11 protein-coding genes and 3 pseudogenes are annotated in these 15,670 nt (G+C 58.1%); 6 read left to right on the top strand and 8 right to left on the bottom strand.

Annotated elements, in window-relative coordinates; genetic code table 11:
- The 5 genes and pseudogenes from PQR67_RS36815 to PQR67_RS36795 form a co-directional block, all read left to right on the top strand.
- A pseudogene (locus tag PQR67_RS36815) lies at positions 1 to 138 on the top strand (IS66 family transposase); the annotation flags it as partial.
- Between the two features lie 280 nt (positions 139 to 418).
- Positions 419 to 1,549 carry a site-specific integrase gene (locus PQR67_RS36810; protein WP_408467703.1) on the top strand — a complete coding sequence of 377 codons (1,131 nt, stop codon included), beginning with the start codon at positions 419 to 421 and terminating at the stop codon, positions 1,547 to 1,549.
- Positions 1,546 to 2,490, top strand: a complete 945-nt coding sequence (locus PQR67_RS36805; protein WP_408467702.1) for a tyrosine-type recombinase/integrase — start codon at positions 1,546 to 1,548, stop codon at positions 2,488 to 2,490. Before PQR67_RS36810 ends, PQR67_RS36805 begins: the two co-directional genes overlap by 4 nt.
- Entirely contained in the window at positions 2,487 to 3,491 is a 1,005-nt protein-coding gene (locus tag PQR67_RS36800; protein ID WP_408467701.1) for a tyrosine-type recombinase/integrase, read from the top strand. Before PQR67_RS36805 ends, PQR67_RS36800 begins: the two co-directional genes overlap by 4 nt.
- A 173-nt stretch (positions 3,492 to 3,664) precedes the next feature.
- Positions 3,665 to 3,865 (top strand): annotated as a pseudogene (locus PQR67_RS36795) (transposase domain-containing protein); the annotation flags it as partial.
- A gap of 1 nt (position 3,866) precedes the next feature.
- Here PQR67_RS36795 and PQR67_RS36790 read toward each other — a convergent pair.
- From PQR67_RS36790 to PQR67_RS36775, 4 genes are all read right to left on the bottom strand, one after another.
- On the bottom strand, positions 3,867 to 4,877 hold the full coding sequence (locus tag PQR67_RS36790; RefSeq protein WP_408467700.1) for an alpha/beta hydrolase family protein: 1,011 nt from the start codon (positions 4,875 to 4,877) through the stop codon (positions 3,867 to 3,869).
- A gap of 283 nt (positions 4,878 to 5,160) precedes the next feature.
- Entirely contained in the window at positions 5,161 to 6,204 is a 1,044-nt protein-coding gene (locus tag PQR67_RS36785; RefSeq protein ID WP_408467699.1) for a hypothetical protein, read from the bottom strand.
- A gap of 382 nt (positions 6,205 to 6,586) precedes the next feature.
- Positions 6,587 to 7,567, bottom strand: a complete 981-nt coding sequence (locus PQR67_RS36780; RefSeq protein ID WP_408467698.1) for an ATP-binding protein — start codon at positions 7,565 to 7,567, stop codon at positions 6,587 to 6,589.
- Positions 7,568 to 7,570: 3 nt separating this feature from the next.
- Positions 7,571 to 9,622, bottom strand: a complete 2,052-nt coding sequence (locus tag PQR67_RS36775) for a hypothetical protein (RefSeq protein WP_408467697.1) — start codon at positions 9,620 to 9,622, stop codon at positions 7,571 to 7,573.
- A gap of 766 nt (positions 9,623 to 10,388) precedes the next feature.
- Between PQR67_RS36775 and PQR67_RS36770 the strand changes: the two are divergent.
- Positions 10,389 to 10,649 (top strand): annotated as a pseudogene (locus tag PQR67_RS36770) (carboxymuconolactone decarboxylase family protein); the annotation flags it as partial.
- A gap of 400 nt (positions 10,650 to 11,049) precedes the next feature.
- Here PQR67_RS36770 and PQR67_RS36765 read toward each other — a convergent pair.
- The 4 genes from PQR67_RS36765 to PQR67_RS36750 all read right to left on the bottom strand — a co-directional run bounded on the left by PQR67_RS36765 (position 11,050) and on the right by PQR67_RS36750 (position 15,666).
- On the bottom strand, positions 11,050 to 11,916 hold the full coding sequence (locus tag PQR67_RS36765) for a LysR substrate-binding domain-containing protein (protein ID WP_408467696.1): 867 nt from the start codon (positions 11,914 to 11,916) through the stop codon (positions 11,050 to 11,052).
- Positions 11,917 to 12,030: 114 nt separating this feature from the next.
- A complete protein-coding gene (locus PQR67_RS36760; RefSeq protein WP_408467704.1) occupies positions 12,031 to 13,077 on the bottom strand; it encodes an ABC transporter substrate-binding protein in 1,047 nt (348 codons plus the stop codon).
- Positions 13,078 to 13,225: 148 nt separating this feature from the next.
- The gene (locus tag PQR67_RS36755) at positions 13,226 to 14,359 is read right to left on the bottom strand and encodes a porin (RefSeq protein WP_408467695.1); all 1,134 of its coding nucleotides are present in this window, start codon (positions 14,357 to 14,359) and stop codon (positions 13,226 to 13,228) included.
- A 224-nt stretch (positions 14,360 to 14,583) separates the two neighbouring features.
- The gene (locus tag PQR67_RS36750) at positions 14,584 to 15,666 is read right to left on the bottom strand and encodes an ABC transporter ATP-binding protein (RefSeq protein ID WP_408467694.1); all 1,083 of its coding nucleotides are present in this window, start codon (positions 15,664 to 15,666) and stop codon (positions 14,584 to 14,586) included.
- Between the last annotated feature and the right edge of the window lie 4 nt (positions 15,667 to 15,670).

The raw sequence follows: 15,670 nt of genomic DNA, 5'->3' as shown, positions 1-15,670 counted from the left end.
AACAGCCTGCTCGGGAAGGCCCTTACCTACCTGCGCGAGCAGTGGCCGAAGCTGATCCTCTATGTCGAGAACGGCAACTGGCCCATATCGAACAATGCCTGTGAGAATTCGATCCGCCCGTTTGTGATCGGGCGCCGCTATCGACACATTGTAGTTATCGGAGATTCATCACCCGCGTGTGGACAGTAGCCCCTTTTTTCAGGGATATGATCCGTGAAGCACGCACTACAATCTTCCATAATATGGAGTACTTTCCTCGTGTTGTCTTAGTGTTTCGAGGAGGGTCACCATGCTCACATACTCACGCCTCAGACCCGGACATTTCCTTGCTCAAAGATGGTTTGCCCAGTCTGGCATGGAAACTCACGCGGCCTCATACCGCCGATATCTAACCAAACGTGGATATTCGCAGAACACAGTGGAGCGCTACTACCGCGGTCTTGCTCATTTCGCGCACTGGATCTCGGGACAGAGAATCGGCCTTCGCGAAGTCGACGATGCATTGATAGGCCGCTTTCTCTTCGGTCATCTGCTCCATTGCCATTGCGCCCCCAAATGTGAGCGAGCGAGAACCAACATCCATGCGGCAGTGACGCTGTTCCTTGAGATGCGGGGCATCGCTCGCGTAGGGCCGCTCTCGCCCGTATCGACTGCAATAGCCAGAGAGATCGCGGATTTCGATCGTCACCTGTCTGAAGTTCGTGGACTGTCCGATAGTACCCGCTACGCACGAAGGCGGGATATAACGGAATTTCTCGTCGATCGATTCTTGACAGGTACGATTAGCATTGCGAATCTTACTCCGGATGATGTCGAACACTTCGTTCTGAGTCGCACGCGTGGACTGGCGCCACGCACCATCAAGGGTGTGGGTAATTCCCTTCACAGCTACTTCCTCTTCAAGTCCAGTTGCGGCATCCCAACCGCAACACTTATTGCCGCACTCCCACCGGTCGCCTCACGGCGACTCGCCGGCCTTCCCGATATTTTGGCGCCTGACGAGATCAGAAACCTGCTCAGTGCCTTTGACCGCAATAGCGCCACCGGCAAGCGAGACTACGCCATTACCCGCTGCCTGCTGGACCTCGGCTTGAGGCGCACTGAGGTCGCACAACTGTGCCTCGATGATATCGACTGGCGCGTAGGAACCTTGACGCTCCATGCCAAGGGGAATCGAGTTGATGTTGTACCGCTGCCACGGACAACGGGCGAGGCGATCGCCGCGTACCTGAAGCGGGGGCGCCCCCATACAACGCGGCGCGAAGTGTTTGTACGTCATCGACCACCGCTCAATGCAGAAGCAAGTGTGGACATTGTGAGAAATGCAGTGCGTTACGCTGCCGAACGTTGCGGCCTTCAACAACGCGTGCGTGGCACACACATTTTCCGGCACACAGTGGCATGTCGGATGGTACAAGGCGGGGCCCCGTTCAAGGAGATCGCCGACCTGTTACGCCATCGGAGCCTTGACACGACCACCATTTATGCCAAGGTGAATGTTCCGGCGCTTCGGCAGGTGGCGCTTCCCTGGCCGGGGAGCCGCTCATGAGACACCGCAAATCATTCATGCAGCGGATCGACGACTACCTCGCCGTTCGCCGCCAGGCGGGCTTCGCGCTCAAGGCGGAAGGCGAACAACTTCGACACTTCGCGCGATTCGCACAACAGATCGGCCATCGGGGCCCGTTGACTACGCAGCTAGCCGTGCGGTGGGCGAGCAGTTCCGTCGGTGGTCGCCGGTTGACGGCCGCACGCAGGATCGAGGTCCTACGGCCCTTTGCCAAATATTGCCGGCAGTTCGATCCCGAAACAGAGATTCCACCCCGAGCGCTCTTTGGAGCGGCACATCGTCGGCTGGTTCCGCATGTCTTTAGCGACGACGAGATCATCGAGTTGATGGCGCGCTGCGATGGGCTTTATCCGCCGCACGGCTTGCGTGGCGCGAGCTGCGCGGCTATCTTTGGATTGATGGCCTCATCAGGTCTGAGGACCGCTGAAGCGACGGCGTTGACTCGTTCGGACGTCGATCTCGACAGCCGGTTGCTGCACATTCGGTGCGGGAAGCTCGGTAAATCGCGCTGGGTCCCGATACACCCCACCACCGCTGACATCCTGCGGCGCTACGCCAGGAAACGCGATCGCGATCCCCTGACCCTGAACAGCGAGGCGTTCTTCGTTTTTGACTTCGGTCGACCAGCCTCCACGCATAGCGTCAACTATGCATTCCATATTCTCTGTGACACGTTGAAGTGGCGACCGCGCGGAGACCACCAACGACTCCGCCTGCGCGATCTACGCCATTCATTCGTGTGCCACAGACTCCAGGAATGGTACGCCCATGGACTGGACGTAGATCGCAGCATTCTTGCCTTGTTGACCTATCTCGGCCACGCCAAGGTTACCGACACATACTGGTATGAGACAGCCACTCCTGAGCTGTTAGCTATCGCAGCTCAGCGCTTCGTGAGTTGTCGGAGAGGTACATCATGAGCAAGTCTCTCACACAATCATTTCCCGTTTTATTGCAGAAGTTTTTTACGCAACGCCTGCTGCTGCAGCAACACGTAAGCCACTGCACTGTGACCGCTTACCGCGACAGTTTTCGCCTGCTGCTGGCCTTTGCATATCAACGCTTGCACAAGCGGCCTTCCAATATTGCTATCGAAGATCTGAACGCGTCGTTCATTCTCGCGTTTCTCCACCACCTCGAACGGAATCGCCATAATTGCATCCGCAGCCGCAACGCGAGGCTCGCCGCCATACGGTCGTTCATGGAATATGTTTCGTCCGAGGAACCCTCGGCGCTGGCGATCGTCCGGTCTGTATTGGCGATCCCCATGAAGCGCTACAAGCAGCCTCTTGTCGGATCTCTGTCTCGCGAGCATATTGAAGCGATCCTCGCCGCTCCCGATGCAGAAACGTGGACTGGCCAACGTGATCGTGTGATGCTGGCAACCTTGTACAACACCGGTGCGCGTGTTTCCGAGCTCCTCGAGATGCGTATTGCTGATCTCGTGCTTGGCTCAACCTCATGGGTACGGATCCATGGCAAAGGTCGACGAGATCGTTCTGTACCATTGTGGCCGGACACCGCTAGGGAGCTGAAGCGGTGGCTGAAGCATTATCCACGGAGTCCTCATGAGCCGCTCTTTCCAGGTCGCTCTGGTGGGACGCTAACGCGTGTCGGCTTTACCGCACGCCTGAACCTCGCGGTCGAGATGGCATCGCGACAGTTTCCCGAACTTCTGAAGTGCCGAATATCTCCGCACGTGGTGAGGCACTCGGTAGCAACGCATATGCTGCAATCTGGTGTCGACATCACCGTCATCGCGCTATGGCTTGGTCACGAAAGTCCCGTGACGACACATCGCTATGTAGAGGCGGATCTGCAAATGAAGGATCGTGCATTACAAGCTCTCCAGGCACCTTCGCGAAAGCCGACGCGATATCGTCCGAAGGACGACGTCCTTCGCTTCCTGGAAACCCTGTAGTTATGGAAGCTCCAGCTCTGGAATGCGATCGTGTTATCCGGCCAGGATAGCGCTATGGTCCTGTTACAGCAGGGCCTTGGCTAGCAGTGTCGACGCCTCCGATTACCCGGCTGGATGAACCTTCGATAACTACAATGTGTCGATAGCGACGCTTATCGAAGCATTTCTATAAGCGTCGCGGCTGGCTGTTCGCGGACACGGTCGACGGCGCGACTGCGAGCGCCAATCTTTACTCTCTCGTCGAAACCTGCAAAGCCTGTCGAATCGATCCGTACCGTTACCTCACCTTGCTGTTCCAGCGATTGCCTCTGGCAAAGAACGTCGACGACTACGCCGCGTTGCTTCCCTGGAGCATGTCAGCGCAGCCTGGATGAGTTATAGATTTGCGCGTAGGAAGTCCACGACCTCATGGTCGATCTGGCGATGAATCTCCACACGATCGATCCCGGGCGCATCCTGACAGATCAGTGCCACACTGGCTGCGACCGAGGCCGGACAAGGATCAATGAAAACGAAGTGGTTGCCTGGCACGATGTGGACTGCGGGCGGTGTGGGCAAGCCTGACACAACGCCAAGAGAGTTTCTCGCAGAACCAAGATAGCTGTCGTCCTGCGGTCGATAGAGCATCGTCGGTACGCGCACAGCGGACAAGCCAGGTGCCTCAAACATCATCGCCAGTGGATCCATCAGCACCAAGGCCTTCAGGCGGCGATCAACGGGCGGTTGCCAGGCTACCAGGTCAGCGGGTACAGCCGCTTTATCTTGGGTGCCGTGCGCACTATTGCTGGTTGCTGGACGCGGACACGATCCCGGATCATCGTGATCTGCGCAGTACGCACTGGCATACGCAAAGTCGGGTTTCGCTCCCGCCAGAATCAGCGCAGTGTAGCCACCGGCCGAGTATCCGATCATGCCAATTCGGTCGACATCGGCGCTCGCGGAAAACCGTGGATCTGCGAGGACTGCATTGAGCGCGGCCTCTGCCTGCCGGGGGCGATCAATCAGAATCTGGGCTTGGGACGGCGCTCGGGGATAGCCTGAAGCGTCCCCAACGTGCGTCGGCAAGACGACGATAAATCCGGCGCGAGCCAGAGTTGCGGCCAATTCACGGTGGCTGAAGGGACCGCCGCCTCGTCCATGTGAAATCAATACAACGGGGAAGCGGCCGTCCGGTACAGGCGAAGCATCGCGCGTCGCCTCAACAGTGAACGGGCCCGCTTGCCACGGAACCTCACGCTCACGCGTAGGGTAAAAGATCACCGTGTCGAAAGGGGCAGCTTCGTTCACCCCCGTGAGCCGGATTACCCCTGCGTTAAAAGCGACCGGATCAGCCAGCGCGGAACACGTACATACGATCGCCAGTACAAGAGGCACTATCCAACGCATGTCACTACTCCTGGTCAGCCAGAATGAGAGGCGAAGGATATCAGAGCGTTCTTACACGTTCGATGACCGAGGGGCGTCGTTTATCGATCGCTTACGACTAAAAACGGGGAACGAACACATATTCGTCGCGTCAACCGACAAGTCATCGGCGACTGCACTTGACCGTAACCAATTGCGTCACGATGCGCAGCGAATGACCGCGTCCGAGCTGCGGAGTGCCTAGCAACGTCTGTTTGCATCATCCGACACGTCCGGCGCCTGCTCGGCGCCGCTACAATGACGATCAATTTTTGGTATCTCGGATCCATCGCACGAGCGACAACCCCTCATCTGTCTCGCACAGGCGAACGCAATATTTCGGATCATCGCGTTGCCCAGGTTGAAGACCCTGCTCAATATCATCCAGCCACACTGAAAGCGCGCTGAAGGCCGACTCTATTTCCCAGATGCAAGCTGTATCGAGTATTTCCGTCAGCGGTGAATCCTGGATCCACTCGCAACTGGACACGATGTCCTGATCCATATATAGGCAGCCTTCCGGTGACATTTTTGCACCCTTTTTATAGCGGATCAGGCCTGCCGCATGCATTTCGCGCGATAGTGCGATGAAACGTAAGCTTTCTTGAACCGCGTTCCGTCCGATCAGTCCGGCGCCAGGATGTCCCCAGCCACGATCAAGCTCTGCAAGTGCAACATCGAATGGACATGGGATAGCCCAGTAGGTTTTTTCCTCCGCGTGCACCTTGATCCAGTAAGACTCCCATCCCCCACTTGTCGAGCCCCATTGACAATGGCAAGCGCCGTGTCGGTCTCTGAGAGAATCTTGGACTGCATTGAGACGCGCGACAAATGCCGGCGGAGCCGTTGAGGACGCGCTGATGCATTTGTAGAACTCGATGATGCGAGCGAAACTTAGGCGCAGCGGCTTAACGCGCGCAAGCTCGATTTTTGATCTGATTGGAAACGCACGGCTTTGTACGCGCCACGTGTCTCCACTTTCCGTTAAAAGCAACTCGATAGCTTCGGACATCGGCGCAAGAGCCCGCAACTGTCCAAACGCCTGCGACAATGACAGATTTCCGAGAAGTGCATCTTCTTCCGAATGCCAGACTTCTCCGCGTGACCTATGCGCCGCCGCGAGGTTCGCCTGCGCCGCCCACGCCTCAAGAGACTCCATTCGTCCCTGTTTGCGAACAAGAAAGCAATCATCTCGATGGGGCCACGACTTGCAGTGTTCCTGCATCACAAGCTTGAGCGCGGCCATACGTCTGACCGCGATGGTACGCGAGTACTTTGGCAGCACCCGCACCTCCTTCAACTCGTTCATGTGGATCGGGCACCTAGAAAGCCACTCCGTCTCATGCAGATAACTATGGTAGCCGTGCTGTGCACATGTCTCACAATAACGAATACCATGAAGCCAATCGCGCCTGCTTGGAGGAGGAGCATAGTGTCCACAGTCAACGAATCTCACTGCGGGTGAGAATATCGCTTGAACAACGGGTAATGCCTCATTTAGGATCGAGGATAGGCGTGCGATCTCCTCGGCACGCAGCGATACGTCCCCTTCCGGCGCGACATTAAGGAATGCAAGGCATCTTTGGGCGCTGATGCCGTTCAGTTCACAGAACCGGACCAGGAATGAAAGTCTCGATTCATATGGATGGAGGTTTCCTGGCCACCAGTTGACCGAAGGATAAGTGGTCATGTCAACCGCCAGTAGCGATGATTCGCATATGGTCGGAGAAGTTGGCTTTCGCGAATTCGCGCAACCAGTTCTCGTAAGACGTCGCTCCATTCCAGTCCTCGCCTCTGGCCAATTGGAAGAGTATCGCCTCGGTTGCTGTGGCAACATGTTGCATCGGGAACTCGAGATGCCGTTTTGCGGAATCAGGCGAAAGCTCCACCAGTGCCTTCCAGACCTGCTCAGCACAGTCGGCTAGCCGCCGTCCTGCCGTGAAATCGTCCGGTGCAAAATACTCCAGGTACGAAATGCTGCTGCCCGACGGCCATTCTGAATCGACATCGTAGCCGTTGAGCACGTATCCAATTTCGTCCAATGAGCGCAAGCCGTGAAATCGCGCGTGTGCCGCCATAAAACGTGCTGCGACATGCGCATTGCCAGTAATGGCCATATACTCGTGGCGATAGCCCAGTTGGTGCGAACCGACGGAAAATACACTAAGCAGATAACCCTCATAATCCAAATCGTTCTGCAGCCCGAGCAACCATTTCCACTCACGGAATGTCAGATCCTGCGCTTCGTCGATGAGCAAAACGATATAGTTGCGCTGCGCGTTGTTCGCGATGCTAATGAAGCGCTGCTTGCACATGTGCGACGCCTCGGCTTTACGCGGCGCCCTAGACGGGTTGGCGAATTCAAACCGCGAAGCCAGGAGGAGCTGATGCCAGAATCCGGCTTCGCTGGTGTGGCTGTCTGGGCGGCGGTTCCACACTACCAGGGGCATCACAGCGTTGAAGCGCTCTTCGAGGACCTTTGCGACGTACCACTGTACGCAACGGGATTTGCCGAGGCGCGAAGCCCCGTAGATATAGCCACCCGGCCGCTGTTGGTCGATCCATTCGCCAATCTGTTCGATCATCTCATGCATAGGCGGCGTATACACAGCATATTGCTTCGTGACGACGCAGTGCCTCGGATCGATACGCTCAGGAAGCGAGAACGTCATGACCTATCTCGATTGCGCCATTCGACGCGGCGGCAACGTGGGGCTCCTACTTGAGGGCTTCTGGGGGGCAGCGTTCCCGGCCTTGGTACCTCCATCTCGCGAGTCCGTCTCTGTTGACTCGATCAGTCCAGAAGAGGCATCGCTAGTCCTCGCTCGAGCCATCGCTATATCCAGCATAGAGGCACCGACCGACTGCTCCGCTGCGGCTGCGAGGATGCGTCGCGCCTCCAGATATGCAGGATGAACTGGCAACCGGTTGCGTGCCTGACTCTCCACATAATGCAGGAAAACTTCGACACCATCGCCACCAGCAGGAATCGTGAGTTGCCCGCGCGAACGGGCCTGGCAGATTGCCGCCCGGACTGAGAGGCTGTGAGGTGAGATATTCCACGGCGGCGCCGCCCGTAGCACACCTAGCGACATGCCATCCAGAGTGGAGGCCCGTGCAACACGGCAGTCATCTTCCTTGTGGCAGATCACCCAGATAGCCGAGCCAACCAGGTCCTGCCGGCTTTGAAGCACCTCATTGGTATAGGAAGCGTAATAGAACTCGACGAACGGCAAACGCCCCTGCTCAGCACCGCCTCGCACAGTACAGGGCTTGCGGATACTGAACAGCGCTTCCACCAACCCCGCGTCAACCTGACGAAAATTCTGTCCTGAGTGCTGGTACAGGAATCTCGCATAATCCAGTGGCGTCCTGTCGCCTATGCCCTTATGGGGAGAGGCGTTATAGTTCGCTATCAAAACGTCTAGCAATTCTTCCGCGTATTCGTACTGGAAACGGCTCGCGAGAGCGACTGCTTCCGGTTCACGGCCCTTCCTGTCCTGTGGCTTTGCACCAGTGGTATTGGACAGGCGCTGGAATCCCCGCCCCGCAAGGTTACGGAAAAACGTTTCGATAAACGGGCGATCGTCTTTACTTCGCCGTTTGGAAAACGACGTTTCCGGATCCAGCAGCGCGGAACCGACCGCATCGCGCAGCGCGTCTCGGACGTGCCGACAAGTCTCCGCCAAAGCGCCATCGACGCTGGTCTCATCCCAGCACAGCCCTACGAAATCCTTCCCTAGAACAGAGAGCAGACCGGCGCCGTCCAAATAAGGGGTTTCGCAGAAACTGACTGGCCGCAATGACCATTTGCCCAATGCACGCTTGACGGCACGCAGCACGTCATCGCTCGATACTTCGCGACGGATGCTGAAGTAGTAGCCTAGGACAACGCGCGAGACGACCTCAAGTAGGACGACGACCCAGAGGCGATGGACAATTTTCTCCCGAAACCCGCCATCCATTAGGGGAAGCGATACGCAGAAACGTCCGTCGAGTTTGTGCGCATCCATCTCAACACGTTGCATGAACTTCAGGACCGGCCGCCGGGTTCCATCTCCCGTCTTTAGTTTTGCGGCGAGGTCCGGGCCACCGGTCGCCGCTGCGAGCGATCTGGGGTTCGCTGCCAGTACGCTGTCGATGTACCGACAGATCGAAAAGTAACCTTGGCTGGAGGTGCCAAATGGCCACTCGTTTCGTGCCTCATACCCGAGGGAGCGCAGTTGGTCCAGAAACCAGCGGCAATGACGTCTCCTAGAGCGGCGGATCTCCACAAGCTGCTTCCCCGGGCCGCTTGCGCGAATCCGCTTGTCGAACGCGTCGCGCAAGTCCGGAAGGCATTCGAGCAGCGCCTGCATCGCTCCTGCAGCACCACTGCCGAACTGGTCAACATGAACCTTTTTGCGCCGCCGGTAAGGATTTACTCTGAACCACGGCACCAACCCTCTCCATCCATAGGGTCTTCCGTCTGGATGCGTCTCAAGACAGCGCTCCCTGATCAGGCGATAGGCCTGTTTTGACCCGAGTGAGGTTAACTTCTTGATGGTGTCGGCCGTCGCGCCGGAAAGGTACAGCCTGACCGCCTGCTTTCGTGCGAGGTATAGAACCCGCCTATCCCCCTCCAGTGCTCCTTCGTCGGGTGTAGCCCATTGCGCCGTGTCGATACTTCTCCCGCCGACCGTCCGGCGGGAACAATTGGAGCCGTCATCAACGTCGAGTGGATCCATGGACGTTCCCCGGATAGCGGGGCTGCAAGCTGAGGGCAGATGGCAATAAACGATAGAACGCTTTTGCTGGAATTCAAGCTGGTGATATCGTGAAGGCGTCGAACAAGTTACAAAATTGCTTTAAACGCCCTACAGAGGAACAATTTTCTGCATAATCTGTCGAAACAAAGTTGTTCCTGTCACGTCTGCCAACCGCGATTCGACTGAACTCGAGTAGGAACAAATTTTTGCAAACCAACGGCGCTCATATTGCCCTGGGTCGGCGCAACATGACTCGTCACCTGAGAACAACTTCCACAAGGCGCAGGCTGACTGCTGCACTTATTTCGTCGCGCCTGTTTTGACTCTGACTGCTGCAGCTGAAGGCTTGGGGGTTGCCTTATTGAACAAACCCCTAGGCGCGCCCAGTGCGCTTCGCGCCCAGCTCGTGGAATTAGACATCGAAAGCTCGCCGGCTCCACTTGCGCATCACGTCTTGGTCGATGCCTCGGCTGGGGATCCGGCAGTCATTCGCTGTCTCGCCGCACTGCACGATCTGGCTTCTCTCTATGGTGACGATCCGCAAGTCTGGAAAGCGCTTCTGCAACGGCGCGAACACGTCAGGAATGGCACTTCGATCGAATACCGTCGTGTAGCCCACGGTAAATTGACCGCACTCGACACCTCGCGCGGCCTTTGCGACCGCACTAGCCTTCTCTGCCTGAGCCACTGTACGCCTGGCTTCCAATTGAGCTCCTCGCTGACGGCGAGGAAGTACCGGAACTGGCAATTTCCGTTTGGTGATATCTATTCGCGGCCGGGACTTGACCTTAAGATTCGAGAGCTCGCCGTGGTGGCGGCTCTCACCGCCATGGGCAACGCGTCGCCGCAACTGAAAGTGCATATTCACGGCGCTCGTAACGTAGGCTGCTCCCGGCAAGAAATTGTGGAAGTCATCATGCAAATGGCTGTTTATGCCGGCTTCCCCGCTGCGGTCAACGGACTGTTTTCGGCCAAAGAAATCTTCTCCCAGGAGCCGGCTGAGTGAAGCACGTTTTGCGCTCCATATTCCTGGTGCTCGTAACGATAGCTTCGTAGAATCACCCTGCCTTAGCCCAGCAACGATCGGGGGGGCATGGAGACTGAACAGGTCACGCCGGGTGGCTCTGAGCACCGGTATCGGATTCGCGCGCTACCCGACTTCACCGAGCCAAGCTGTGGACTGATCCGTCGCGGTGGTTTTGGCTCCTGGGCGAGGCCCCCAAAATCCAGAACCAGGGCTCCGTCTATCAATGGGTGACGTGCTCACCATGCGTCAGAAGGCGGGTGGAGACGCCCCTATAACATCTGTCGATCCAGCACATAGTGGAATGCCAATTCCCACCCGCCAAATAGAGCCCGATTTGTCCCGTGTACTAAATCGGCACGGCCGTTGTACCGCAGTCTCACTATGGCTCTGTCAGAAAGCGGATCAACGTTTGATGCTCCGCATAGTCCGGCATGGTCGCGGGCCAGGTAATCCAGTAGGTGCTGTCCATCGCGAGCGCGTTCGTCGTCAGGCGCTTGAGGCGACCTGCCGCCAGCGCGGACTGACACAGCGGCAGTGAGCCGAGCAGGACGCCCGCACCGGCTTCGGCAGCATGCAATGCCAGAGCGAACGTATCGAATCGCAACGACGGCACCGGAGGCAACGGTGTTCCGTTGACAGCACACCAGTCGCGCCAGCCTACTCTCGGCCCGGAAGTCGCGATATGCGGCAGGTGTTCCCAGCCGCGTTTTCCTTTTCCCACCAGCGCCGGGGCGGCAACCGGCGCGAGTTCCTCCCTGAAGAGTCGCTTCGCCCGGCGCTCGGGCCACAGACCGTCGCCGAAACGGATCTCGAAGTCCGCCTCTGCCAGGCCATAGTCGGGAAGCCGCTGCACTGTTTCAAACGTAAGCTGGACGTTCGGCAGTGCAGCGGTAATCGCAGGCAGCCGCGGCGCTATCCACAGCGTGATCACCGACGCGGAGGCCGCGATGGTAATTTTCTGTCGCGGCGACTCGAACAGATTGACGGTGCTGCCCAGCAGCTGGCTGAACGCCGCCTGAATGTGCGGCAGCCACGCCTCGCCTTGCATGGACAGCGAAACCCCGCGGGCCTGCCGGTCGAACAACGGCGCGCCGAGCCTCGTCTCAAGATTCTTGATGCGCTGACTGACAGCTGCCTGCGTCAAACCCAGCTCGTGCGCCGCCGCGGTAAAGCTTCCAAGGCGACCGGCCGCCTCGAACACGCGGACCCATTCGAGAGGCGGAAGACCTGTAGTCGGCTTGTTCATGAATGGATCTCAGCCCAAAGTCCTGTTAGCCCTGTACGTTACCTGAAAAGGTTGTTCGCGCCGAACGGTGCCGTCAAGCATAGATCCAACGCTTCGCCGCCACGGGTGCGCAACTCACTTGATGTTCGCGCCGACGACCTGATCCCAGCGCTTCGTGATGGCGGCATTGAACGCGTCTTGCTGGTCGAGTGTCGGAAATACTGCTTTCTCATACGCAGCCGCTGGCGGCAGTTTCGCCAGCATATCGGCGGGAATCTTGTGGGTCGCCGTCAGATCCTTGAAACGAATCGGATGACAGTAACCCTTCAGCCAGGTCAACTGGCCCTTGTCGGAATAGAGGTATTCCATCCAGAGCTTCGCTGCGTTCGGGTGCGGCGCATAGGCGCTGATCGCCTGCGCGTACATACCGGCCACCACGCCGGTTTTCGGCACTACGACCTGTACTTTCGGATTGCCCTTTAGCGAATCTCGATCGGCGAGCGCATTGTAGTCCCAGCGAATCAGAATCGGCGTAGTGCCCTGTGCGAGCGTCGATTCCTTGCCGATCACCGGGACGAAATTGCCGGATTTGTTCAACTCCGCGAAGTATTGCAGGCCCGCGTCACCGGCCTTTGCGATGTCGCCGCGCGCGCGCGACAAGCCTGCGGCGAATACGCCCAGAATCGCCTGATTGGACACACGCGCATCGCCTGCGAGCGACACCGAACTGGAGTAATCGGACTTCTGCAGATCGGCCCAGTCGGTGGGAATCTTGCTGACGAGATCCGCGTTCACCTCGAACGAGAGCACGCCATAGTAGTCACCGAACCAGTATCCATCGGCATCCTTCGCCTCGGCGGGAATGGAGTTCCACGTCGAGACCTTGTATGGCGCGAGCAGACCCTCCGCTTTCGCTTTGGGCGCGAAGGACAGGCCGACGTCAATGGCGTCCGGCGCCTGCGGCCCGCTGTTGCCTTTGTTCGCCCGGATCGCCTCGACTTCGTCGCCCGACCCTGCGTCCGGATTCAGCACGCTAACCTTGAGGCCGTACTTCGCCTTGAAGTCATCGACCAGCTCGCCGTAGTTGCACCAGTGACGCGGCAATCCCATCAAGGTCAGCTGGCCTTCCGTCTTTGCGGCAGCGATTAGCTGTGCGGAAGGCTCGGCCCACGCCGTGCCCATGCCGAACAGGTTCACTACACCCAGCACCGACAAGCCCGTGACGCCCAGCCTCAAACCGTTCATGCAATAGCGTTTCATGATTTTCTCCAGATAAAGTAAGGTTTCTTTCCGATTGCATCCAGCCGAAACCGGCGCACCGTGCGCTGAGCTAGAACGAATGTCGCATCCCGATGCGTACGTCCGACTGAGTACTGGTCGTCGACGGTGTGAAGCTGTAACCAATCACCGCATCAACTCCGTTCGACGCCTTGAGGTAATCGCCGGAGATGTAGACGTCGGTTCTTTTCGAAAGCAGGTAATGAAGCGCGAGGGTGCCCTGATTCCAGTGGTGCCCTTCGAACGACGTGTACTGATAGCCGCCGATCGCGCTAAACGCCGGCGTAATCTCCCAGTACGCGCCACCTTCACCGACCTGCATATGCGACGAGTTGCCGTATGCCTTGATCGTCGTATACGTGTAGTTGCCGTTCAGCGTGACCTTGCCGATCGCGTAGCTGGCGCCCACGCCGAACGTCCCCTGCTTGTCCACCGCGAACGACGTGCTCGAATAGAGATCGGTGATCGCACCAGTGGTCGGATTGACGCTGATCGTCGGCTTGCCGAGGAAGGTGCTCGTGCCGATCATTGCGTAGGGATCGAACGCATAGATACCGGATGGGTTGTTTAGCTGCGTGTACGCTGCGCCCATCGTGAACGCGCCGTTTGCGTAGTGCGCGCCCACGCTGTAGGCACTGTCCTGATGGAAATCGCCCGCGACACCGCCGAACGAGTACATACCGCCGAACTTGAAGCCGGAGAATTCGTTCGATACAAACTTCACCGAATTCGGCAGTCTGTCGCCGTTCATCCGGTCGAAGTCACCCTGGTGAATCGCATAGCCGCTGGCCCATGCCGAAATGTTGTATGCCGACACCATTTCGTTGGTCATATCGAGTTGGTTGCCAAGCGAGAGCGTTCCCCACCGATTCTTCAGGCCGACATACGCTTGCCGCCCGAACTCGGCGCCGCCAAAAGCGAACTTACCGGTACCGAGGTGAAAGCCGTCTTCCAGTGCGAAGACGGCTGAGAGACCGCCGCCCAGATCTTCGACTCCCTTGATACCCCAGCGGTTACCGTAGGCCACACCATCGTCGAACTTCACGACGTGCGACCCGCCGGTGTTGTTCACATAGGTGATCCCCGCGTCAAGAATACCGTATAGAGTGACACTGCTTTGCGCGCGTGCCGTCGTTGAAACACAGCCTGTTATAACAAGTAGTCCAACTAATATTTTTCGATTCAATTTTTCACCTTCGCTTTGTCGTTGACTGATTTTTTTGTAAGAATGTGTTTGCTATACCCCGTGTGAGACTCGTGGAGTGAGCGGTGAAGCTTGACGATTCTGGGATCCCCGTTGAGTCCTTTTCACATTTTTGAATACCTGCAGGTAACGTTGCCGCAGTCCGTTCCCGCAGTCCATTCCCACGCGCGGTAGTTGCCAAGATCCGCTCTTCGCAGGTTCGCTGCCTACCCGCTGTGCGCCTGGCGTGCCTCTTCAAGCACCAGCAGATTGTCGTGCGAGAACCCCAGCGCAACAGGCTGACCACGTTCCGGCAAGCTGCGATTCGGATCGTTGAATACATCGAGCGAAATCACCGCATCCTTCACACGCGTCCTGATCCGCACTACCGCCCCGAGAAAACTCACCTCTTCGACGGTCGCATTTAATGTGTTACGTCCCGGTGCCGCTGGCTCCAGCACGATCGCTTCAGGCCGCAACGCGAGCAGGCGCTGCTTGCCGGCATCGTTAGCCGGAAGCTCGCGCGACGTCGTGAGTTCCTGCCCGTCGACCGCCATCCGCCCGCTCGCCGGATCGACCACCTGACCCGAAAGAATATTCAGCGTCCCGACGAACGACGCAACGAAGCGCGTGCGCGGATAGTTGTAGATATCCGACGGCGTGCCGACCTGTTCGACGCGGCCCTCGTTCATCACGACGATGCGATCGGAGATCGACAGCGCCTCCTCCTGATCGTGCGTGACGAAGATCGACGTAATACCGAGTTCGCGCTGCAACGCGCGGATGTCCTGACGCAGCGAAATGCGGATCTTCGCATCGAGCGCCGACAGCGGCTCGTCGAGCAACAGCACCTGCGGCTTGCCGGCCAGCGCGCGCGCCAGCGCCACCCGCTGCTGCTGGCCGCCCGAGAGCTGCCACGGGTATCGATCGCCGAGCGCGGGCAGGCTGATCAGCTTCAGCATCTCTTCGACGCGCGCGCGGATATCGTCCTGCGGCCGGCGCGCAACGCGCAGGCCGAAGCCGATGTTGTCGGCCACCGTCATGTTCGGAAAGAGGGCGTACGACTGGAACACCATGCCGACCTTGCGTTGCCGCGTGCGCAGATGCGTGACGTCGCGCCCATCAAGCCGGATCGTGCCGCGCGTGGGACCTTCGAAGCCCCCGATCATTCGCAGCACGGTCGTCTTGCCGCAGCCCGAGGGCCCAAGAAACGTGATGAACTCGCCGCGCTCGATCTTCATGTCGAAGTGATGCAGCGCGATGTTCGCCCCGAAGGACTTGTGGAGATTGTCGATCTCGAGAAATGCCATGATG

It is taken from the genome of Paraburkholderia fungorum, assembly GCF_046026025.1.
GTDB classification, from domain to species: Bacteria; Pseudomonadota; Gammaproteobacteria; order Burkholderiales; family Burkholderiaceae; genus Paraburkholderia; species Paraburkholderia fungorum_E.
This window is presented reverse-complemented; position numbering and strand designations above follow the sequence as displayed.

Coding starts and splice junctions, on each gene's coding strand:
- PQR67_RS36780 (WP_408467698.1), bottom strand. CDS start 7,567: ATGACGTTCTCGCTTCCTGAGCGTATCGATCCGAGGCACTGCGTCGTC.
- PQR67_RS36790 (WP_408467700.1), bottom strand. CDS start 4,877: ATGCGTTGGATAGTGCCTCTTGTACTGGCGATCGTATGTACGTGTTCC.
- PQR67_RS36750 (WP_408467694.1), bottom strand. CDS start 15,666: ATGGCATTTCTCGAGATCGACAATCTCCACAAGTCCTTCGGGGCGAAC.
- PQR67_RS36805 (WP_408467702.1), top strand. CDS start 1,546: ATGAGACACCGCAAATCATTCATGCAGCGGATCGACGACTACCTCGCC.
- PQR67_RS36765 (WP_408467696.1), bottom strand. CDS start 11,916: ATGAACAAGCCGACTACAGGTCTTCCGCCTCTCGAATGGGTCCGCGTG.
- PQR67_RS36800 (WP_408467701.1), top strand. CDS start 2,487: ATGAGCAAGTCTCTCACACAATCATTTCCCGTTTTATTGCAGAAGTTT.
- PQR67_RS36785 (WP_408467699.1), bottom strand. CDS start 6,204: ATGAACGAGTTGAAGGAGGTGCGGGTGCTGCCAAAGTACTCGCGTACC.
- PQR67_RS36775 (WP_408467697.1), bottom strand. CDS start 9,622: ATGGATCCACTCGACGTTGATGACGGCTCCAATTGTTCCCGCCGGACG.
- PQR67_RS36760 (WP_408467704.1), bottom strand. CDS start 13,077: ATGGGCACGGCGTGGGCCGAGCCTTCCGCACAGCTAATCGCTGCCGCA.